At 32.5% G+C, this 23,391-nt stretch carries 19 protein-coding genes; 15 read left to right on the top strand and 4 right to left on the bottom strand.

Translation table 11 applies throughout. The features are described 5' to 3' along the window. The first annotated feature begins 22 nt into the window (after window positions 1–22). From ACYVEC_RS22765 to ACYVEC_RS22745, 5 genes are all read left to right on the top strand, one after another. Window positions 23–619, top strand: a complete 597-nt coding sequence (locus tag ACYVEC_RS22765) for a YhcN/YlaJ family sporulation lipoprotein (RefSeq protein WP_063221403.1) — start codon at window positions 23–25, stop codon at window positions 617–619. A 111-nt stretch (window positions 620–730) separates the two neighbouring features. Beyond that, a complete protein-coding gene (locus ACYVEC_RS22760) occupies window positions 731–1,087 on the top strand; it encodes a DUF3862 domain-containing protein (RefSeq protein WP_063221402.1) in 357 nt (118 codons plus the stop codon). A gap of 25 nt (window positions 1,088–1,112) precedes the next feature. Beyond that, window positions 1,113–1,610 carry a GNAT family N-acetyltransferase gene (locus ACYVEC_RS22755; RefSeq protein WP_063221401.1) on the top strand — a complete coding sequence of 166 codons (498 nt, stop codon included), beginning with the start codon at window positions 1,113–1,115 and terminating at the stop codon, window positions 1,608–1,610. A 196-nt stretch (window positions 1,611–1,806) separates the two neighbouring features. Continuing rightward, window positions 1,807–2,265, top strand: a complete 459-nt coding sequence (locus tag ACYVEC_RS22750) for a GNAT family N-acetyltransferase (protein WP_063221400.1) — start codon at window positions 1,807–1,809, stop codon at window positions 2,263–2,265. Between the two features lie 152 nt (window positions 2,266–2,417). Next, a complete protein-coding gene (locus ACYVEC_RS22745) occupies window positions 2,418–2,954 on the top strand; it encodes a DUF1697 domain-containing protein (protein WP_063221399.1) in 537 nt (178 codons plus the stop codon). Between the two features lie 44 nt (window positions 2,955–2,998). Here ACYVEC_RS22745 and ACYVEC_RS22740 read toward each other — a convergent pair whose 3' ends face one another. Then, the gene (locus ACYVEC_RS22740; RefSeq protein ID WP_460508433.1) at window positions 2,999–3,400 is read right to left on the bottom strand and encodes a hypothetical protein; all 402 of its coding nucleotides are present in this window, start codon (window positions 3,398–3,400) and stop codon (window positions 2,999–3,001) included. A gap of 208 nt (window positions 3,401–3,608) precedes the next feature. Here ACYVEC_RS22740 and ACYVEC_RS22735 point away from each other — a divergent pair, with 208 nt between their 5' ends. Next, complete coding sequence (locus ACYVEC_RS22735) at window positions 3,609–4,778, top strand: ParM/StbA family protein (RefSeq protein ID WP_275719282.1); 1,170 nt, start codon at window positions 3,609–3,611, stop codon at window positions 4,776–4,778. An 11-nt stretch (window positions 4,779–4,789) separates the two neighbouring features. Next, complete coding sequence (locus tag ACYVEC_RS22730; protein WP_001257753.1) at window positions 4,790–5,125, top strand: hypothetical protein; 336 nt, start codon at window positions 4,790–4,792, stop codon at window positions 5,123–5,125. Window positions 5,126–5,242: 117 nt separating this feature from the next. On the opposite strand, the gene mle is transcribed toward ACYVEC_RS22730, so the two are convergent. Continuing rightward, window positions 5,243–6,097 carry an alpha/beta fold macrolide esterase gene (gene mle / locus ACYVEC_RS22725; protein ID WP_063221397.1) on the bottom strand — a complete coding sequence of 285 codons (855 nt, stop codon included), beginning with the start codon at window positions 6,095–6,097 and terminating at the stop codon, window positions 5,243–5,245. Window positions 6,098–6,275: 178 nt separating this feature from the next. Between mle and ACYVEC_RS22720 the strand changes: the two genes are divergently transcribed. After that, window positions 6,276–7,202, top strand: coding sequence for an NADP-dependent oxidoreductase (locus tag ACYVEC_RS22720; RefSeq protein WP_063221396.1), 927 nt, complete (start codon window positions 6,276–6,278; stop codon window positions 7,200–7,202). A 97-nt stretch (window positions 7,203–7,299) separates the two neighbouring features. On the opposite strand, the gene pdxR is transcribed toward ACYVEC_RS22720, so the two are convergent. Next, window positions 7,300–8,733: a MocR-like pyridoxine biosynthesis transcription factor PdxR gene (pdxR, locus tag ACYVEC_RS22715; protein ID WP_063221395.1), complete on the bottom strand. Its 1,434-nt coding sequence runs from the start codon at window positions 8,731–8,733 to the stop codon at window positions 7,300–7,302. Window positions 8,734–8,879: 146 nt separating this feature from the next. Here pdxR and ACYVEC_RS22710 point away from each other — a divergent pair, with 146 nt between their 5' ends. Beyond that, a complete protein-coding gene (locus tag ACYVEC_RS22710) occupies window positions 8,880–9,797 on the top strand; it encodes a DMT family transporter (RefSeq protein ID WP_063221394.1) in 918 nt (305 codons plus the stop codon). A 134-nt stretch (window positions 9,798–9,931) separates the two neighbouring features. Next, window positions 9,932–10,969 (top strand): DnaA N-terminal domain-containing protein, encoded by a 1,038-nt coding sequence (locus ACYVEC_RS22705; protein ID WP_063221393.1) that lies wholly within the window; start codon window positions 9,932–9,934, stop codon window positions 10,967–10,969. A gap of 18 nt (window positions 10,970–10,987) precedes the next feature. Here ACYVEC_RS22705 and secY read toward each other — a convergent pair whose 3' ends face one another. Further along, a complete protein-coding gene (gene secY / locus ACYVEC_RS22700) occupies window positions 10,988–12,292 on the bottom strand; it encodes a preprotein translocase subunit SecY (protein WP_063221392.1) in 1,305 nt (434 codons plus the stop codon). Between the two features lie 535 nt (window positions 12,293–12,827). On the opposite strand from secY, the gene ACYVEC_RS22695 reads away from it, so the two are divergent. The 5 genes from ACYVEC_RS22695 to ACYVEC_RS22675 all read left to right on the top strand — a co-directional run bounded on the left by ACYVEC_RS22695 (window position 12,828) and on the right by ACYVEC_RS22675 (window position 23,364). Next, entirely contained in the window at window positions 12,828–13,343 is a 516-nt protein-coding gene (locus ACYVEC_RS22695; RefSeq protein WP_063221391.1) for a DinB family protein, read from the top strand. Window positions 13,344–13,931: 588 nt separating this feature from the next. Then, window positions 13,932–15,878: a bifunctional metallophosphatase/5'-nucleotidase gene (locus tag ACYVEC_RS22690; protein WP_275719284.1), complete on the top strand. Its 1,947-nt coding sequence runs from the start codon at window positions 13,932–13,934 to the stop codon at window positions 15,876–15,878. 888 nt (window positions 15,879–16,766) lie between these two features. Further along, window positions 16,767–18,470, top strand: coding sequence for a M4 family metallopeptidase (locus ACYVEC_RS22685; protein ID WP_063225085.1), 1,704 nt, complete (start codon window positions 16,767–16,769; stop codon window positions 18,468–18,470). Between the two features lie 485 nt (window positions 18,471–18,955). Continuing rightward, complete coding sequence (gene pulA / locus ACYVEC_RS22680; protein WP_199677741.1) at window positions 18,956–21,514, top strand: type I pullulanase; 2,559 nt, start codon at window positions 18,956–18,958, stop codon at window positions 21,512–21,514. Window positions 21,515–22,386: 872 nt separating this feature from the next. Then, a complete protein-coding gene (locus ACYVEC_RS22675) occupies window positions 22,387–23,364 on the top strand; it encodes a SagB/ThcOx family dehydrogenase (protein ID WP_063225083.1) in 978 nt (325 codons plus the stop codon). The last annotated feature ends 27 nt before the right edge of the window (window positions 23,365–23,391 follow it).

Genomic DNA, 23,391 nt, shown 5'->3' with positions numbered 1-23,391 from the left:
TATTAGTAAAGTGGTGAAAATAATGAAAACCCTAATATATATGTTAATGTTTTGCTTTTTTATAGTTGGATGTAGTATTGGAAAAAAGGACAACCCAAACGAAAAGCCAGAACAAAAAAATGTTTCGACGAAAAATGTTAATTATACGAACAAATCAAATAAGCCAAATGAAAAAGCAGCAGACCATTTAGCATCTTTAGCCGCAAGTGTGCCAGGAGTGAATGATGCAACAGCAGTCGTTGTTGGGAAATATGCTATTGTAGGTATTGATGTAAAAGCGAAACTCGATCGAACTCGTGTGGAGTCCATTAAATACTCTGTAGCAGAAAGTTTAAAAAACGATCCTGATGGTGCTAATGCAGTTGTTGTAGCGGATGTTGATACGTATGAACGTCTCAAACAAATTGGAAAGCAAATTAAAAAAGGAAAAACAGGTGAAGGTATACTTGATGAGTTAGCAGCAATTGTTGGCCGAGTAATGCCACAAGTTCCAAATGACATGATTGAAAATCGAGAAACAAATCCAATTAAAGATAATGATAAACAATTACCAAAAGATGAAGAACAAGAATTAAGAAAAGAACAGAATGACCAATCAAATAATCATTTGAATAAATAAAGTTAACCTTAGGCCCGTACTAAATTGTACGGGTTTTTTTATATAATATTAAATATTCAGTTTATTTTTAAGGGAATATATGGTTTAATTATGATGGGAGGGACAACTGTTATGATGAAAAAAAGCACATTAATATTATGTAGTTTATGCTTAGGTTTCAGTATGACAGCGTGTGAACAGAAGAAAGAAGTAAAAAAACAAACCACAACTTCTTCTACTGTGATGGAGAGACAGCAGAAAGAATCTATCAATATAAATCATTTCTCGCACATAAATGAAGGAATGACTTATAAAGAAGTAAAAGAATTAATTGGTTTTGAAGGGAATTTACTCATAGAAGAAGGCGTAGAACATTCTACACAAATTAAACAAATTTTTTCTTGGAAAGGAAGCGATTCAACTTCATTTGTTGAAATTACCTTTTTAGATGGAAAAGTGCATTCAAAAGCGCAGCAAGGTTTAAGTTAATAAGTAAAAAATGGGAGAGTTTTGCATGAACATACATACAGGGGAAATTCAATTAGTTCCGTATAAAGAAAAATATAAAGAAGTTATACAAACATTTACTTTACCAAGTGAACAAGTTCAATTTACATCAGACCCAGGCGAATTGCTGGAGAAAGCTAAAAGTGATCATACAAAAAATGTGATTGTTATTTTGGATTACAATGGGGTACCTGTTGGCCTTTTCGCATTGCAAACAGGTGATAGAGTACAGGAGTTCACAGATAATGAGAACGCATTACTTTTAACTTCATTTTCTATAAATCACAATAGACAAAGGAAAGGATATGCTAAAAAGTCATTGGCGCTATTACAAGAGTTTGTAAAACGTTATTTTCCGATAAAAAATGAAGTTATACTTGCTGTGAATGAAAAAAATATTCCTGCACAAAATTTATATGAAAAAGTCGGCTTCCAAGATAAAGGCTTTAGAAGAATGGGACCAATTGGTCAACAAATCATAATGCATTTACCTATCATGAAATAATGAGAAGAAAAACTTACTCTTGCATAACAAAGTAGTAAGTTTTTTACTTAGAACGATAAGAGAATAAATATAAAACACATATATTTAGGAGTGAAGAAATTATAGCTAGTGACATAAAAAAATAAAGATACTTGAAAAACATTAATTTTAGTTAGTTTTACAAGTATTAAATAATACTAATGGAGGTCGTAGCTTTATGGAAATAATTCAATTACTAAAGAAGGATGACTTATTTAATAAGGCAATAGATGTGTTTTGGAAAGAATGGGGTGAGGAAGGAGGGCGTGCTTTTTATGAAGATTGTATGACTAATGCTTTAATTGATCCAAATGACATACCGAGTTTTTACATTGCAAAAGTAGATGATAAGATTATCGGAACTTATGCATTAATTCGTAATGATTTAAACAGTCGTCAGGATTTGAGCCCGTGGCTAGCATGTTTGTTTGTAGATGAAAAATTTAGAGGTAACTCTATAGGAGCAGACTTGTTGAATCATGGACTGCTAGAAGCAGCAAAAAGAGGATACAAATTTCTTTATCTTACTTCAGATCTTAAAGGCTATTATGAAAAATATGAATGGGAAAAAATTGGAGTTGCTTATGGGCCTAGTGGAGGATACATACCTTTGTTTAAAAAGTCAACAGTTCTATAACGAAAGCACCTTTCGTTGAACAAAATTAAAGAACTTTAAAGAACCTTACTACGATAGATTGTGGCAAGGTTCTTATAGTTTATATTAAAATTAACTTACTTTATTATCACTGTAGATCAATTGTGAAATACATTTAATTGAGGAGAAATGATATGGCAATTTATATTGCATTACTAAGAGGGATAAATGTAGGCGGCCATAAGGTAATTAAAATGGCTGATTTAAAACGAGTGTTTGAATCAATAGGGTTAAAACAAGTGAAAACATATATTCAAAGCGGTAATATCGTATTCGAATCTGAGGAAGATATAAAATTTCTAAAGGAGCGAATACAATCTGAAATTAAAAACGTTTTTGGTTTTGATGTTCCAGTCATGTTAAGAACAAATGAGGAATTTATAAATATTATAAAAAGATGCCCCTATAAAGCCAATTCATTGCTAGAAGGGGAAAGTATACATGTTGCCTTCCTAGCAAATGAACTTTCTGAAATAGAAAAAGATCAGCTGCTTATGCAAAAAAATGAGACTGAAGATTGTTATATACATGAAAAAGTTGTGTATTTATTTTTCAAAAATAGCATTCGAAATTCCAAATTAATGAACCAGTTTCAGAAGTTACATACACCAGCTACAGTAAGAAATTGGCGGACTGTGAATAAATTAAAAGCGATAGTTGAGGATATGTAAATATAAAAAGATGAGATTTTCTCTATATAGAAAATCTCATCTTTTTATTTATATTGTTTTCCGACTATAAGTTCGACAATAGGATAAATAAAGAATGAAGAACAAAGTGCGATAAAGAGAGGAAGATTCTTTATTTCATCAAGTAATAGGAAGGCAAATCCTTCTGAAAATATTAAAATTAGAAACATGAAACAAATAAGTGCAAAATAAGAAATTTTAAAGCTTTTATATCTGATTTGCTGTCCCATTCCATCTTGGCTTTCTTCCGATACTCCATTTGGATCTCCCCAAGTAATTTGATTAATTAAATTACCAAATATTAACGAAAAAGCGAATAATGTTCCTCCCAAAATCGAACCTTCTGTTACATATTTATATGCGCCATGTATGAGGACTCCGATTAATGATAAGACGATAATCATGAAAATAAATTTTTTATGCTTCAATTTAGAAATGACACCTCCATAGTTGTAAAAAACTCTTTACACTCATAGTATAAAATTGGAAAAGCTCCATGTCAAATACTTTTTACATAAAGGGCGAGAATATGATATTTTGTTTTTAAGATTAATAAAAAATTACATTACATTTGAATGTAAAAGAATGGGCTCGCATATATTTGGAAGGGATGTCAGATTAATTTAGGGGGTAGTTATGTCTATTCTTTTAAAAGCTGGTGCTGATGCAGGAAATAACGGTTTGAAGTTAATGGTGAAAGGGCAAGACCCTATTTTTATTCCGAGTATATATTCTTTATATATAGGAGAGCCTACAGGACTCTTAGATGAGGGAGATGTTTCATTATCTGAATTAGAAAATCACATTGACGTGACCATTAGTTCTCCATCGTTAATGTTAAATAACGTGCGGTATGTCGTTGGAGAAAAAGTAATTCAAGATCAATTAAAAGGTACTGAAGTAGAGAAGAAATCGAATAAGTCAACGGATGAGTTAATGGTTATTACAATTCTATCAGGCTTAGCAGTAAGTGCTATGCGTCAAAGTCCAACTTCTAGTCATATTAATATTCGTTATGATTTATCAGTTGCTCTTCCTATGCAACTCATTACGCAAGAAATAGCTGCGGAAAATGCAAAACGTTATATGGGTAACCATAAAGTGGTGTTCCATTATCCAAACGGACGTGATGTGACAATTAATATTTCTATCGAATATTGTAAATGCCTACCTGAGGGCGCTTCTGGGACGTGGGGCATTGTATATGATGAAGAAGGAAATGTTGTGAAACATAAAATAGAATGTGAACCAAATCAAGTTTCTGAAATTGATTTTGTTGATAAAACACTATTATCTTTTGATATTGGAGCAGGGACTACAGAAGAAGTAGTTTCACTAGGCGTAAACTTTAGACCACAACTAAGTAAAGGCTTATCATACGGTGTGAAAGAAACGTTACTACAAATAATTACGAGATGGAACCGGAAGTATCCAACAAAGACGATTGATAGCATTACAGAGTTTAACCAAATATATTTAAATGAAAAGCATCCAAGAAATGCGTTATTAGTTGAAGAATCACAACCAGCATTATTAGGTTTAGCAGCACGTGTCGCAACGGATATTATTAACAAAATTGATGATATGAAAGACGATCCATACGTGTTTATTTATGGCGGGGGCGCAGTTATCATTAAAAATAGCTTGAAAATGATTTTAAAACAAAAAGGGCGTTTAACAAATGTAATCTTTGTAGATAATCCATTATTTACAAATGCACGTGGATTATTAGTATACACTTGTTCACCAAAATATAGAGAGCATAAGCAAAAAGAGTTAGGATTTACAAACTTAACGATAAGTTAGTTGGTGGAAACATGCGATCTAGGCGATATAAACGTGGTGATCGAGTGAAAATCAATATTCATAAATCAGTATCACCTGAAATGCTTGCATGGCTGAATAAACAATCTAACCCAACCAATTTCTTTTTCTTTGCTGCACAGCAACTCTTTAAACAAGTGGGAGATATTGATGTGTCAAAAGCTATACCAAGCAGCCATGTTTTCTCATTATACGTAGAGCCATCATCCTTGTTAAAGGTCGAAGTTAATCCTTTTAAAAACGTACCACTAGAAGCAAATAAATCCACCGATAATATAAAAAAAAAATCATGGGAAGCTGTTGATCAATTAGATTGTCCGTTTTTTTAAACATATAAAAATATAAGTATCGCCCATCACTATACATACGGATACAGTGATGGGCTTTTTTAATGTAACGAATAGAAGGGGCACAAATTACGGTGTGCCCTTCTATTCGTTATTTATCTATAATTTAGATGTATGCTCAGTAACAGCATGAATTATGTCTTCCCAGTCATCGGGATGATTTTCATGTCCTGCGCCTTCAAGGGTTAATAGCGCTGAGTTAGGAATTTCATCAATTATTGCAAGACCATGTTCAAAAGGGAGTGCAGTATCGTCTGTTCCGTGAATGACTAATGTAAGTGCTTGTATGGAGTGAAGCACACCTTCATATGCATCATCTCCTTGAAGTAGAGCATGATTAAACATACTTAATAGATTGTTAGCTCGTTCTATTTCTTGTTTGACTTGTTTGTAGACCCTTTTTTCATCAAATGTTCGTTTGGATCCACATAATAGGCGAGATCCTGAAACTAAATATTCTGCTACAACATTTTCATTTGTCCAATCTAAATGCGCGCCATTAGCATGGTGTGTTAAAATTCTTTCATCCATCGGGGGTAAATCTCGCGTGTTATTGTCAGATCCTATCACACTTGTAGCTAGTAATGTTAACGTTAAAATTCTTTCGGGATGTTTTACAGCAGCAATTTGAGCAATCATGCCACCTAATGACATACCAAATAGATGTGCTTTGTCAATATGATAAGCATCTAGTACCCCAATTGCATCTTCAGCCATATCTGTAACGGTATAATTGGAAGTTCCAGGCTCGTATGCAACTGAGCGTCCCACATCACGGTTATCAAAACGAATAACAAATTTCCCTGTGTTCGCCAACCGTTCACAAAATTCTTCATCCCAATAAACCATTGAACACGTAGCACCCATAATTAATAAAATAGCTGGGTTCTTAGGATTCCCAAAGCTTTCTGTACATATATCAATTCCGTTTATTTTAAATATCTTTTCAGTCATAAAATTATCTCCATTTCTTTTGAATTTAATTAACAATACAGTTTGTAATGGTTCTAAGATGTGAGTAAGATTTGTTTATAGCATAATTACCCCCAAAAATAATTATATGATTATTCAAGACAAAAAATTTTGAGAAATAATTGTATGTTATTACAATAAACAACAAGGAGGAGAGGAAATGAAAGCAATTGTTATAGATCAATATGGTAGTGTTGAAGAATTAAAAGAAAGACAAGTTTTAAAACCGGTTGTTAAGAATAACGAGGTATTAATACGTATTCTCGCAACAGCTGTTAATCCTGTTGATTGGAAAATAAGAAAAGGAGACCTACAAGAACAGTTGCGATTCTCATTTCCAATCATCTTAGGGTTAGATGTAGCTGGAGTTATTGAAGAAGTTGGGGAAGGTGTAGATTGTTTCAAAATAGGAGATAAAGTGTTTACGAAACCTGAAAATATAGGAAAAGGCTCTTATGCTGAATTCATTACAGTAAAATCAGATTTAGTTTCCTATATGCCTACTAACCTAAGTTTCGAAGAGGCAGCTTCGATTCCTCTTGCAGGACTTACAGCGTGGCAAAGTCTTGTAGATTATGCAAAAATAAAAGAACATGACCGAGTGCTCATTCATGCTGGAGCAGGTGGAGTTGGAAGTTTAGCAATCCAAATCGCCAAATCATTTGGAGCTTTTGTTGCGACCACTGCGAGTGATAAAAATAAAGAGTTTTTACAGTCTTTAGGGGCAGATCTTGTTATTGATTATAAAAACGATAAATTTGAAGAATTACTATCAGATTTCGATATTGTATTAGATACAATAGGTGGTGAAGTACAAGAAAAAAGCTTTCAAATTATTAAGCCTGGTGGTGCTTTAGTTTTGATTGTTCATGAGCCAATTCAAAAAGTAAAAGGGATAAAATCAGGGTTTTTATGGCTAAAACCAGATGGAAAGCAATTAGAAGCATTGTCAGATTTAATTGTACATGGAAAAGTTCAGCCTATTGTAAGTAAGGTTGTGCCGTTTAATGAAGAAGGGATCAGAGAAGCTCATATTTTGAGTGAAGGTCAACATGTTAGAGGTAAGATTGTCATGAAAGTGGAATAAAAATGACTTAACATACTTAAAAATTTCATAATACCCCAAAACAAAAATGTTTTGGGGTATTTACTTTTTTTAGCTTAAAAGGATTGTGCATGTGTTTCTAAAGTTTATAGTTTCGTATTGTATCATGTAATTTCTCTAATCCAATCAACATCTCTTTTTCATTTAACATAGAATAGCTAATTCTTAATTGGTTATTATTTCTTTCGTTATGTAATAGACAAGCTGTTCCTGGCAAAAAAGAAACATCTACTTTATTTGCTTTTTGTAATAAAGTAAAAGGATCTATCGAATTAGGAAGTGCAACCCATAAATTAAAGCCACCATTTGGAATTTTAAAGTTTATTTCCTTAAGTGGTGATAAAATATCAATCGTTATATCACGTCTAATTTGTAAAGCTGTACGTAATTTCTCTAAATGATTTTTCATACGTTCTGCACGTAAAAACGGTAGAAGTGCTTTTTGTGTTAATAAAGGACTACCGATATCCATTGAACCTTTTACAGCAAATAACCATTCAAAAATAGGACCATCGGCAATAAGTGCTGCGATACGCAGTCCTGGTGCTAACGTTTTACTAAATCCTTTTATATATATTACATGGCCATTCTTATCAAAAATTTTGATTGGAGGGGGAACAATAGCATCCTCAAAATATATTTCTCCGAAAGAATCATCTTCAATTATAAAAAACTCATATATCTCTGCTAGTTCTATAAGTTCCATTCTTCGCTCTTTACTCATTACTGTACCTGTCGGGTTCTGGAAAGTTGGATTCGTATACAATAAAACGGGATTTTTACTTTGACAAATATCATCGATTAAATCGGAGCGAACTCCATGATTATCAAGAGAAACTGGAATAATTTGAACACCTTTATTGATGAAAATATCAAGTGCAGCACTGTAACACGGGCTTTCCACTAATACAATATCACCAGGTTTTAATAATGTTTGAGCAATTAAATCAATTCCTTGTTGTGCTCCGCTTGTAATTAATAATTGAGATGGGTCTGTCACTAATTTCTGGTGCTCATTTAAGTAATTTGCTATTTCAACTCGCAGTTCATAATCGCCTTGAACTGGCCCATAAGTTGCTAGAATCATCTGGTCTTTATTAAGTATTTTATGCATTTCTTCTGCCAAGAATGGATTTGGTAATAAGCGAGGATATAAAATCGCTTGTGAAAAATCATAATATTTCCGGTGCTGATTCATTGCATATTGAGATCGCATAACATTAATCGTTTTTGTTTGTTGCCATTTATACGGAATTGACCTGAAATCTTTCTTTACATGTTTATGTATATAAGCACCTTTTCCTTGCTCAATGCGTATATATTCTTTCTTTTCTAACTGCTTATACGCCTTACGAACAGTTAATAGGCTAATCTGTAAATCTTCGGCCATAGAGCGTAAAGATGGAAGTAAGTCACCATGCGAAAGCATGCCACTTTGTATTCTTTCAACAATTTGCATATATATTTGCTTGTAATACGGTATGTTGGATTCTTTACGAAGGACAATCTTCATGGTTTCACCTTTTTCGTTTTTATTTTATTAAAGCGAAAAATATATAGAGAATCAACTATGATTTTAGGCAACTGTTATATACATAGTTACACTGTTATACACTATACCTTCTATACTCATGTTAAGAGTAAAAAGGAGGAAAAGTAATGGTTATTTTCAATTATATTTTAGTATGTATTATTTTTGGTACAACATTTTTAACGATAAAAATTGGAATTGAAGCAGGAGCACCCCCATTATTTTCAGCAGGAATTCGTTTCTTTTTAGCAGGCGTTATCCTTATGATTATATTTAAGTTAAAGCGAAAAGAGATTACACCGCATCTATTTTCAAAACGTATTATGTATGCTGGATTTTGTTTAACTTTCATGACGTTTGCATCATTGTACTGGGCGGAACAATATATTTCTTCAGGGCTAGCTGCTGTTCTTTCGGCTACGGGTCCAATGATGATTTTGTTATTACAAGCTAAGAGAAATAAGGAAAAATTACAAAAGGAGCAACTCGTCGCTTTAGTTATTGCACTAATAGGCGTTATCTTTGTTTCTTTACCAGGGATGCACCAAGAAATAAGTTTCATATGGAGTATCGCTTGTTTTGTTTTAATAATAGGAGAATTATTTTACGGAATAGGCTCTATTCGCTCAAAAGAAATACTTTCGGATTTACAAAGTGTATCGCCATTTCTCATTAATGGTATTCAAATGTTTTACGGAGGTGTTTTATTACTAATCGTATCCGTCATAGTAGAACAACCGGATGTAACTGTATTAGCTTCATGGAGTGTACAGTGGCCTATTTTATATCTCATCTTTATCGGATCAATTGGTGGACACGGATTATATTACTGGCTCTTATCAAAAACGAATCCTGTATTTCCGTCAACGTGGTTATATGTCTCACCACTAATTGCTATTATAGTTGGATACATCATATTAGGAGAACCTTTAAACCCTACAATGGGAATAGGTGCTTGTTTTATTTTGGTTGGTGTATTTTTAGCTAATCGATCCACACTCCGTATGTATTTCAAACAAGGAAGATTATTTGAGAAGGAAATGTAGTTGTATAAAGAAGCAGCCCTGTATAAATCAGGGCTGCTTGAATTTTATTTACAATACGGATTGACTTTATTTATTGGAAAGGCGTAATATTATTAAGCTATATGAAAGAGAACTGTAAAAAGAGGGGAGTTATTATGAAAATGAATTGGACTGAAGTAAAGGGAAAAATTCGAACGCAAATTTCAAAACCATCATATGAAACTTGGTTTACTAATACTACTGTTTATTTAGAGGATGATATATTAACAATTTATTGTCCGAATGAATTTGCACGTGATTGGTTAGAATCTCATTACAAAGAATTAGTATTTAATACATTACGAGAAATGTATAATACGACATTTGAAATTCAGTTTGATCTATGTAATGGCGAACCATCTAAGTTGAAAGATGTTCAAAAAGAAAGGCTTAATAGCTGGGATGAAGTAAAAAAAGCATTAAGACCAAAGCTAGCAGAGAAAACATTTATGACATGGATTAGAAATACAAATGCTACAATAGAAGATAATAAATTAATAATATTTTGTGAAGATGCGTTTCATCGTGATTTGCTTGAAGGGGAGTATAAAAATATAATTTCAAGTACCGTACAGAAAATTACAAATGAAGAATATCAAATTTGGTTCGAAATAGAATCAAACGCCACTTCTAAAGCACAGATTCATCACGTGCAAAATAATCAACTTACTTCCGGACAAGAGGAATCAAAAATAATTTGGAATAAAATAAAAGATAAAATGCAATTAACAATTTCGAGACCATCATATGAAACATGGGTCAAAGAAACGACAGCCAGAATAAATGAAAATTCATTGATCATTTATTTTAAAAATAAATTTCAACAAGAGTGGGTTGAAAAGTCTTATAAAGATTTAATTTCGCAAATAGCTAAAGAAGTAACTGGAAATACATATGAACTTCAATTTGAATTAAATTCAAATACAAATACAACCAGTAATGATGAAAAATCACAATCAACTATTGAAGATATCACTTCCGAATTAGGGGAGCAGTTCAAAGTCTCCAATAACAGTTTAAAACATAATGATGTAGACGAAAGCAATAAGCGTATTCAAGCCTTAGAAGAAAAAATAATGAACTTAGAAAAAATCATTGGTACATTAGTGGGAACATTAGAGGTAGTAAAATCAAAAACACAGTTGGAAAAATAACCAACTGTGTTTTTTTACTTAATTCGCTTTTTTTATAAACCCTTTATAATGACGTTTCACAAGCTGACTTTCTAACGTCTTCATTGTTTCTAGTGCTACACCGACAATGATCAGTAAGCTTGTACCACCAATTTGAGCAGAAGGTGGTAACGTAGCAATTTTTGTGAATACGAGCGGTAAAATTGAAATTGCACCTAAGAAAATTGCGCCGATAAATGTTAAACGGTATAAAATTTTAGTTACATATTGTTCTGTTGATTTACCAGGACGAATACCAGGAACATATCCATTTTGCTTTTTCAAATTCTCTGCCATTTGTTCAGGATTTACTTGAATAAATGCGTAGAAGTATGTGAAAGCAACGATAAGACCGACATAAAGTGTCATTCCAATTGGATGTGCAAAATCAAGATTTGCAACTAACCATTTTGATACGCTTGAATCAGGGAAGAGCTGCGCAATTGTACGCGGCGTCATTAAAAATGCGGAAGCAAAGATTACTGGAATTACACCAGCACTATTTACTTTTAGAGGTAAATGAGTGTTTTTTGCTCCTTGATATTGATTGTTTCCTGAAACAGCTTTTGCATATTGAATCGGTATTTTACGCACGGCTTGTTGAATGTAAATAACGCCAACAACTATCGCTAAAATTACGAGACCAATTAAAACCATTTTTATGATGTGCATGAATAATTGATCGCCTGCATTTTGAAATTGTTGCAAATAAATTTGATTCGCAACATTTGGAATCGCTGCTACAAGTCCTGCGAAGATAATCATCGAAATACCATTACCTACACCATTAGCAGTAATTTGTTCACCTAACCAAAGTAAAAAAGCAGTACCTGCAGTTAAAACTGTCGCAATAAATAAGTATGTAGTCCAGCTTTGATCTGTTATTAATTGTCCACCTGCTATATTATTAAAGCCATAAGACATCCCAATGGCCTGTATGAATGCGAGAATGATTGTAAAGTATCGAGTGAATTGAGCTGATTTCTTACGGCCCATTTCTCCTTGCTTTGCCCATTCCGAAAATTTAGGTATAACGTCCATTTGTAGTAATTGTACTATGATAGAAGCTGTAATATATGGTGTAATACCTACAGCAAAGATTGAGAAGTGTTGCAGTGCTCCTCCGCCAAATACGTTTAGCATACCTAAAACGTTAGCTTGATCTTGTACTTTTAATACCTCTGCGTTAGTATGAGGAACTGGAATAAACGTGCCAATTCGAAAAACAATTAGCATCGCTAATGTAAAAAGAATTTTGTTTCTTATCTCAGCTACTCTCATGAAATTTGAAATCGTACGAAACATTATGTCGCCTCCTATATTTTGATCAATTCAAAACTGATTATTATATCCCGATGAAGTAACCACAAACCTCCTTCCGCATTAAATTCATTTGACAAATGGAATTTTATACATTTTGTAGTTTTCTCGGATATAAAAATATAAGGTGTTTTTTAGCGACCAATAAGCTTTTCGTAATCATTCAATACACATAATATATCGAATAAATTAACAAATGTACATACATACGCATGAAAAATGAATGAATAGGGGCATTTTTTACATTTATTTAATGCTAGATTGATAATTAGGAACGTTTTATGTAGTTGTATTGAAAGGATTCCGTGGAAAGTATTATGGTTTAGCTGTAGCACATGATAACCTCAAGGAAATCTTCAAGGATGTTGAGAAAACTCATATATTTAGTCGTGAATTAGAGAAACTATTAAAGCAAGAAAAGATTTGATTGAAATAGTAGTGAAGGAAAATCTTTCTTCTATAGAGAATATTTCTAACGCAGGAATCTAAGTATATAGGTTCTAATGAAAGGAGAATTCACATGAATACATTTGTAAAGGACAAGTTTTATGAAACGAGAAATCAATTATTTGAGGAAATTACTTTGTTAAGTGATACTCAATTTAATAGAAAACCAGATAAGGATAAATGGAGTATAGCACAAGTTTGTCATCACTTAGTTTTATTAGATGAGAGAGTTATAACGGTTATTTTGTCAGGATTAAAAAAGATGGATAGTTTCCAAAATGAGCGTAAAGAAATTCATACTATTGTATTAGATAGATCGATAAAATTTATAGCACCAGAAATGATTGAACCAAGTATAGAACCATTTGAATTGCTGCAAATGGTTGATTTGTTAAACGACTCTAGAAAAGAATTGATGCGTTTTCTGAGTACAATAGAAGATGAATCTAAATTGGCAAAAAAATCAGTGATGCATCCAGCTCTTGGAGAATTACTTCTTGATCAGTGGATAGAATTAATCTATTTGCATGAACAGCGTCATATAGAACAAATCAAAGAGGTAAAATTGCTTTGTGAAGTTGAAAAGTAAAAATTATTATCTATTTATTGAGCGATTTAGGATAGCATCAAGGGTTCGAGTGATAAAATACAAGTCTTGATTAAAATTATGATGAATTTAGTTGAAAGCAACCAATAAGCAGAAGAAAATACGAAACTAGCAGATCTTACTCTTGAATAGGAAACGAACATTCAAAAAAAACTGAATCCGAATTGCTGTATAAGTGTAACCCCGTCTTAAATGAAGAACGGGGTTATTATTTTTGGAAGTGATCTCAGCATTTTCATTTAGAAGGAAATAAATTAGCAATGAAATCCGAAAATGTAATCAGCATTACACACTATATCTTTAAGTTATAATGATTTCCGGAAATGAGTTATATGTCCATAATTTTGATAGTACATATACATCTACCGTTGGTTTAGCGCTCTTCACACGTTAGAGGAAGAAGTAAATACTATTCTGCTAGGGAGGGATATGCATTTTATTCTCTATATTTTCACAGCAGAATCACCTCCAAAATTATCTTTTGCAGTTGAATTTTTCCGAATAATAAGTTACATTTTTAAAGTTCAAGCAACTTTATAGCAGTACAAAAAGGGGAGAAATATTGTTATTATGCAAAAAATGAAATGGAAGAATTATGTATGCTATTTTATTATTCTTATGCTTCTTGTAACAGCAGTAACAGCCAAACCAGCTATTTCTAAGGCTGAGGAATCTGATGTTAATATTACATTGTTAGGTACGGCAGATATTCATGGTAGATTTATGCCTTGGGATTATGCACTTGATGGAGCAAATATGAGTGGAAGTTTGACACAGCTTTATACGGTTATAAAGAAGGTACGTCAAGAAAATCCAAATACCATATTAGTAGATGCCGGGGATACAATTCAAGGAAACTCAGTAGAATTATTCAATGATAAGCCACAATCGCCAATGATGGTAGCGATGAATACAATGGGATATGACGCCTGGGCATTTGGAAATCATGAATTCAACTTTGGATTAGATACATTGAAAAAAGTTAGTGAGCAATATAAGGGAAAGACGTTAGCAGGAAATATTTACAAGGAAAATGGAGAGCGTTTTCTTCCTGCATATACAATTGTTGAAAAAGGTGGAATTAAAGTCGGGATTATTGGTATGAATACACCAATGATTAGTGATTTTGAAAAAGGGACAGATCATTTGGATGGTTTGGTAGTGAAAAATCCAGTAGAAGAGACAAAGAAGGCCATTAAAGAATTAGAAGGTAAAGTAGATGTAATGGTAGGCGTTATGCATATGGGATTAGAAAATGAGAATGGGATCCCTGGTACTGGTGTTCAAGATATTGCGAATGCTTGTCCGGAACTAAGTGCTATTTTTGCAGCTCATATGCATAAACTTGTTAAAAAAGAAGTTTTAAATGGCGTTATTATTACAGAACCAGATAAATATGGAACACATATCTCGCGTATTGACCTTACTTTTACAAAACAAGATGGAAAGCTGGTTTTAAAAGATAAAACTGCTACAGCTATACCTGTAAAAAATACTGATGGAACAACAGTAGTATCTGATCCTACACTTGAAGACACACTGACACCTTTTCACGAGTATGCGAGGGGAGATGCAAATGTTGTAGTCGCTCAATTAAAGGGTAGAAACCTTGTTCCTGAAAATGAAATAAAGGGTATTCCAAGTGTGCAGATTCAAGAGACACCTTTATCAGATTTCTTTCATGAAGTCATGCTCTACTACAGCAAGGCAGATGTAGTAGCCCATCAAATTGATAACGATAATGCTCGTTTGGATGTAGGTCCTATTAAGAAAAAAGATATTGCGTATAATTATCAATATGCTTTGGGAGAAATTACGGTATATAAGGTAACTGGGAAAGACTTAAAAGACTATATGGAATGGGCGGCAGGGTACTTTAACCCATCTCGTGCCGGAGATGTAACAGTTAGCTTTGATAAAACCCGTCGTGCTTCTAAATACAGTACGAATGATTTCTTTGGAGGCGTAAAATATGAAATTGACTTAACAAAACCATATGGAAGTAGAATTACAAATTTACGTTCTATTCGTACAAATAAACCAATCAAAACGAACGATGTTATGACGCTAGGAATGAATGCATATAGAATGGAGGCTCTTCAGGCAAAAGGTGGAGCTTTAGAGGGGCGTAAGTTTGAACAAATTTGGTCATCTAAACAAGAGAATGCATTCGGGGAAACTGGTGGAACCATTCCTAACCTTGCTATTACATATTTAAAAGAGGTAAAGAATGGTGTATACACACCAAAAGTTATGCATAATTGGAAAATTACTGGCGTGAATACACATTCTTCAGAGCATAAGGCTGTAGTGGATCTTGTAAATAAAGGGATTTTAGAAATTCCAAAAACTGAAGATGGAAAATATACAAATATAGCATCTATAAATACTAAAGATTCAATTACAAAAGAAGAGATTGTAGCACTCTCACAAAAAGCTAATATTAATCCAAATCAATTTAATCATGTAAAAAGAAAAGGTGAATTTTACAAAAAACTTAGTAGGATAATTAAATAAATATAAAATAGATAGCTTTCGTGCAAAAAACTATTAAACTTGGACATACCATTATCCTAAAAAAGTTTGTGATTGGTATGGAAATATAAAGAATCAACGATAAAACATCCCCTGGATCATTAAACAAATCCGGGGGATGTTTTATTTAAATAATTTTGGTTTTATTTCTTACTATGCATATTTATAATATGCTTTAAAAGAACATACCTTGAGCTAATAACATGCAATAGATGTGTCCTTTACTATATTTAAATGGGAGACAAATTAAAGATGTTTTTGACAAAATAAAAAAGTCTGAAACTCATATGAGACTTCAGCTATCTCATAATATTACAATCCATGCAGCTATAGACATACATAACAGCATTATATTAAAAAATCTAAATTGTAGATGCGCTGTCTCACTAAAGTATTTATATACTATATACATCATAAAACAAAACACGCACTTTCTTTTTCTTATTTATCAAGGTCATTAGTATTCATTTGATCCATCTTTATCCTAAATCAACTTCATGTCCGAAATATAAGTTTAAATAAGTAATATAAATTATAAGATGTCCTATAATAATTGTTATTTTAATAGCATTAAACCTACTCTTAAAATAGTAAAGAGTGGGTTTTTATGTTGTTATTTAGATGTAAGGGTACTTTGATTAGAATGAATATAGATAATTAACAACTAACCAATTGGATGAGCGCCTAAAAGAGCTCTTTTTTATTGAAATTAATATACATATATGTGTCGTTCTTTATTTATATCATCGACCACATATATGTAATTTTGCATAATGTTACATAAATTGTGTATTTTCCCTTTTTTTCGACAGAAACAGGCAGTATACTTTGTACAAGCTTTCTATTTCAAAATTATACGAGGTGAAAAAAATGAAAAACAAAAAGACGTTAACTAAGGTAGCATTAACAACAGGTTTAGCTTTAACAGCTGTAGCACCATATGGGGTAGGGCATGCAGAGGAAACAGATCAACTACAAGTTCAAATTCAGGAGGAATCGTTCCGTTCGGGTGAACTTACACAACCGTCACAAAAGGCACCAGAGAATGTAGTAAAAGATGCTCTTAAGGAGAAAACAGAACAAGTTCTATCACCAAAGCAAGTCAATGGAGAAACAGGAGTAGATTATAAAGTTATTCAAAAACGTGGTTCATATGATGGGACTACACTTGTACGTATACAGCAAACTTACGAAGGAAAAGAAGTATATGGTCATCAATTAACTGCACACGTAGATAATAACGGTGTTATTAAAAGTGTTTCAGGCGATAGCGCGCAAAATTTAAAACAAGACGAATTGAAAAAAACTATCAATCTATCAAAAGATGAAGCGAAACAATATATTTATACGAAGTACGGGAACGATATCAATTTTATTTCTGGGCCAGAAGTTAAGGAAGTTATTTTTGTTGATGAAAATAATGGACAAGCTAGCAATGCATACCAGGTTACATTTGAAGCTGCAACACCCAACTATGTTTCCGGAACTTATTTAGTAAATGCACAAAATGGTGATATGTTAAAAAATATGGTGCAAGAATCTAACTTGAAAGCAAGTGAAAAATTAGTTGGAGCTTTAAAGAAAAGTAAAAAAAGCAGTCTTACATCATTAACCGGAACAGGGAAAGATGATTTAGGTATATCACGTACATTTGGTATCTCAAAACAAAGTAATGGCAAGTATGCTCTTGCTGATTATACAAGAGGGCAAGGAATTGAAACATATGATGTGAATTACAGAGATATTACTAAAGAAGAAAGCTATTATCCTGGTACATTAGCAACTAGTACTTCGACAGCATTTAACGATCCCAAAGCAGTAAGTGCTCATTACTTAGCGACAAAAGTATTTGATTTTTATAAAGATAAATACAAGCGTAACAGCTTTGATAATAAGGGACAGAAGGTAGTTTCAGTTGTACACGCTTGGGATTCTGAAGATACGAATGATCCGAAAAATTGGCAGAATGCGTTAAGTGCTAATAATGGAAGTATGCTTGTATATGGAGATCCTATCGTCAAAGCGTATGACGTAGCTGGCCATGAATTTACACATGCTGTTACTTCTAGTGAATCTAATCTTGAATATTACGGTGAATCTGGTGCAATTAATGAGGCGCTATCTGATATTATGGGAACATCTATTGAGAAATACGTAAATAATGGAAGCTTTAACTGGACGATGGGAGAACAAACTGGATCTGTCTTCCGTGATATGGAAAACCCGGCTTCTGTTCCATCTTCACTTGGAGTACCTTATCCAGATGATTACAGTGAATTTAATGATTTTAATGGATGGGATCAAGGTGGCGTTCATTTTAATTCGAGCATTATTAATAAAGTTGCGTATCTCATTGCAAAAGGCGGAACTCATAACGGAGTAACTGTCAAAGGAATTGGTGAAGATAAAATGTTTGATATTTTCTATTATGCAAATACAGATGAGTTAAACATGACTTCTAATTTCAAAGAATTGAGATCAGCATGTATTCGAGTGGCAACTAATAAATATGGTGCGAATACAGCTGAAGTTCAAGCAGTTCAAAAAGCATTTGATGCAGCAAAAATTAAGTAAGTTAGAAATATAGTTTTCATTCATATATTATTACATTATGAAAAACAGCTAATGTCATTATAGAGATATTAGCTGTTTTTTTATGTAGCAATGTATTAGTAAAAATAAACTTAGTAAGTAATAATTAGGCATTCTATCTTTAAGTAGTTGAAACAAATTTTTAAGGTTTACAGTATATAAAAACAGAAAATTAATAATATATTGACCTCTTCATAGAAAGTGCTATAGAATGAAAGCGATAACAAACGATTGCTTTAAAATGATTTCCCTGATCTTTTAGTATTTACAAATATATGAAGACAAAAACATATCTATTTTTTTAAACACTAATGCAAACGTTTTCGTATTAAAAGATCATTGAAATACATATGTGAAGATAGCCAACATGGGGGTGAAATAATAAAGATTTCTAGATTAATTTAAGCAGTGTAATTTAGTACAAGCATAATAAATTGTTCGTATTATTTAAAGAAGGGGTGTATGTGGTGCAAATGATAAAAAGATTAATAAACAAATCAGTTTTATTACTTACTATAATCGTTATGTTATCATCTGTTTTCTCGTTTCAAAGTGTAAAGGCAGTTTCAAATTCGAAAATAACTGAAGTGATCGTTCATTACAAAGAGCAGTCTGGAAATACAAAAGACTGGAACCTTTGGTTATGGGGAGAAAATGCAAATGGTAAATCATATGAATTTACTGGTGAAGATGAATTTGGAAAGTACGCTAAGATTAATATAGATGGTGACTATAATCGTGTAGGATTTATCATTCGTACGAATGAGTGGGAAAAAGATGGTGGCGATCGTTGGATTGAAAATATAAAGGACGGTCGTGCTGAAGTATGGATTCTTTCTGGTGATGAAAAAGTATATAACTCTAAGCCTTCTTCGGATCTATCAATTCAAAAAGCAACTATTGATAGTTTCAATGAAATTACTGTAACGACTAATGTCCCGTTTAATATTAAGGAACGGAAAATTGAAATTGAAGGCATTAAAATTAAAAATATTAGTCCTTATGATATAAACAGTAGCAATTTTACTAATAAGGTTAAAATAATTACAGAGCAGAAAGTTGATTTAAAACAGACATACAATGTTAAAATTGAAAACTTAGCTGATACGAATACTGAAATCGGTAAAGTCATTCGTAGTGAGGAGTTTGATAATTTATTTTATTATGGAAGTAACGATTTAGGTAATGTATATACTCCGCAACATACAAAGTTCCGTGTATGGGCTCCTACTGCGAGTGAAGCGAAGTTAGTTACATATAAAAAATGGAACGATAAAATAGGTACTGAAATAAACATGCAACAAGGTGAAAAGGGCACTTGGAAAGCAGAACTTAAAGGGAACAAAAAAGGTCTCTATTATACATATAAGGTGAAAATTGGTGATAAGTGGACTGAAGCAGTTGATCCGTATGCACGTGCTGCTTCTGTAAATGGAGATAAAGGTGCTGTTGTTGATTTAGAAGAAACAAATCCGAAAAAATGGAAAGCAAACAAAAAGCCAAAATTTAAAAATCCGGAAGATGCTATTATTTATGAATTGCATGTACGCGATCTTTCCATCCAACCTGAAAGTGGCATTAAGCAGAAAGGGAAATATTTAGGAGTAACAGAAAAAGGAACAAAAGGGCCTGAAGGTGTGAAAACAGGACTTGATCATATGAAAGATCTTGGTGTTACACACGTTCAGCTTTTACCGATATTTGATTATGCTTCAGTAAATGAAGAGAATTTAAATGAACCACAGTATAACTGGGGATATGACCCGAAAAACTTCAACGTTCCAGAGGGATCCTATTCTACAAATCCATATGAGCCGACTGTTCGAATCACTGAATTAAAGCAAATGATTCAAACACTGCATGATAATAATCTTCGTGTTGTTATGGATGTAGTCTATAACCATATGTATAATGCTGCTGAATCTAATTTTCATAAGTTAGTTCCAGGTTATTATTATCGTTACAATGAAGACGGAACATTTGCTAATGGAACCGGTGTAGGAAATGATACTGCTTCAGAACGAAAAATGATGAGGAAATTTATGATCGATTCTGTAGCATACTGGGCAAAAGAATACAATTTAGACGGATTCCGTTTTGATTTAATGGGTATTCATGATTATGAAACGATGAATGAAATACGTAAAGCTGTTAATCAAATTGACCCTTCTATTATACTGCATGGAGAAGGCTGGGATTTAAATACACCCCTTGCAGCTGAGTTGAAAGCAAATCAAAAGAATGCAGAAAAAATGAAAGGGATTGCCCATTTTAACGATAATATACGTGATGGATTGAAAGGTAGTGTATTTGAAGAGAAAGAAAATGGGTTTGTAAGTGGAAGGGAAAACATAGAAGACCGTATTAAAAAAGGTATTACGGCAGGAATTGACTACGATACAAATTCGTCTACTTATCAAGATCCGGAGCAGGTGCTAACTTATGTGGAAGCACATGATAATCATACATTATGGGATAAACTTGAGTTGACTAATCCAGGTGACAGTGAAGAAGTACGAAAACAAATGCACAAATTGTCTTCTTCGATTTTATTAACATCACAAGGTATTCCATTCTTACATGCAGGACAAGAGTTTATGCGCACGAAATATGGTGATCATAATAGTTACAAATCTCCTGATTCAATTAACCAGATGGACTGGTTGCGCCGTGCAGCATTTAATAATGAAGTAGATTATATGAAGGGCTTAATAGAATTACGCAAAAAGTACTCAGCTTTTCGAATGACATCTGCTGAGCAAATAAAAACACATGTATCATTTATTGATGCTCCGAAAAATACTGTAGCTTATACAATAGAGGGGAATAAACATGAATACTTTACAGTGGCTCACAATGCAAATAGAGAAGCTGTTGAAATAACACTTCCATCGAAAGGGCCTTGGAAAGTACTAGTAGATGACAAGCAGGCGGGAAGTAAACCACTGTATGTTGTCCATGACAATAAAATTAAAGTTCCTGCATTAAGTTCCATTGTTTTAAAATCAGAAAAACCGATTAAATAAAAGCGAAGAATGTGGAAATAAATATTGCATTGAGCAAAGTTAATAAGGATTGCAAATGAAAAAAGCGAAGTGAAGGTTGTTCTCACTTCGCTTTTAAAGTTAATGTAATATAATTTCACATACTGTAATTATATTACATTTTAATAAAAGAAATAAGCAATAGATTATTGCTATCGTGACAGTAGGGGAGAAGATATCTTTGAGTTTATTTATAAAATTATCTGAAATACATTCGTAATTTATATAATTTTTATTGTATATTAGAACATACAAAAAGTTAGATATTTGAGTTGTATTAATTCCTACAAATCGTTTGAAAATAACAAATGCGTAAAAAGTATATGGAATTAAAATAGAGAAAAGACACCATCCAAGGTGTCTTTTCTCTATTTTGAATATGAAATGTAAGTAACTCAATTGTATGTAATAGTATGTGATATTTTCACACTAACTGATTAAGAAAAATTTAAAACTCTTTTCTTAATCTATTTGTAATAAATTACACCATAAAATTTTATCAATATAATAAATAAAACTTTCTCAACATTATTTGATTTAATAACTATATTCAACTGCTCTCCAATCCATTACAATAATTTCACATTGGAAATACATGAATATTCCCAATGTTCTAAATGGTTTATACCTTATAGGAATACTATGGGAAAGGATGTGAAATATCCAAAGAAAAATCATTTTTTACAATGAAATAAAAAATTTTAATGAAGAAAAAGTTATTTCATTATTTTCAAGTTTCATTGAAGTGTATGTATTTATAATCACTATGAGACAAGGATCAGAATCTAAAAAATATTTTTTGTAGATTAGAAAATTGCATTTCAAAAATAAGTTAAACGTTTATGGAGGGTTATATGAGCGAGAAAATTTATTACTGGTCTCCTATTAAGCATTGGGAGAAGTTGCATAATGAGGTTTTGATAGGAGAAATGAGATTTACAGGTATTCTGTCTGAGTGGTTTCCTGATTTTTATTTTATGGCTCAAAAAGGTGTGAAAATTAGTGAACTAGTAGAACGCTTTTCGTTAGGAAATGTAGAAGAGACACAAAAAACCATAGAGCTTATGATAAAAAATCGTGTGTTAGTAAGTAACATATTACACCCAAGAGAAGTATTTTCTTCACAAGAAAATATTTTTCCAAATCCATATAGCGACCAGATTCGCTTTTCTAAAGAAGAGTTAGATAAGTATATGAGTGAACAATTAAATCGTACGCACGTTGCTGCACGGTCAACCGAAATTCAACTTGAAACAACAGATGAGCTACCCACCTTAATCAAGGAACGTAGGTCTTGTCGTCAATTTGATGTGGAAAAACATATTAGTTTTTCACAATTTTCCCAACTTATATCAACTCTAAAACAGGTTAGGGAAGAAAAAATATACTATCATTACGCAAGTGCAGGCGGGCTCTATCCCATTGATATCTTTGTTTATGTAAAACCAAAACGTATAGAGGGTATGAAAGCTGGATTTTATTATTATAACCCATCAAAAAATAGTCTTGTGATTGTAAACAACATTGATCAAGTAATCAAAAGTGATCATGAGTTAATTAATCAGGATTTATTTACTCAATCTGCCTTCTCAGTTTATTTGGTTTATAATGCGAACGCTTCCATCCCGAAATACGGTTCAGATGGATATTTATTTGCTTGTATTGAGTCAGGCATTATCACTGCTACCTTAAATATGGTTGCTGAGACATTAAATTTAGGGGTTTGTTCAGTTGGTCATATGAAATTTGAAGAGATTCAGCAATTTTTATGTTTGGATAACCATCAAGTGTTTCTCCATGGGCTTGAAGTTGGCTTGAAAATTAACGAGTAGAAGAAATGAATATTAGGGGGATAAAGA

The sequence above is a fragment of the Bacillus sp. MN7755 genome, assembly GCF_054771475.1.
This window is presented reverse-complemented; position numbering and strand designations above follow the sequence as displayed.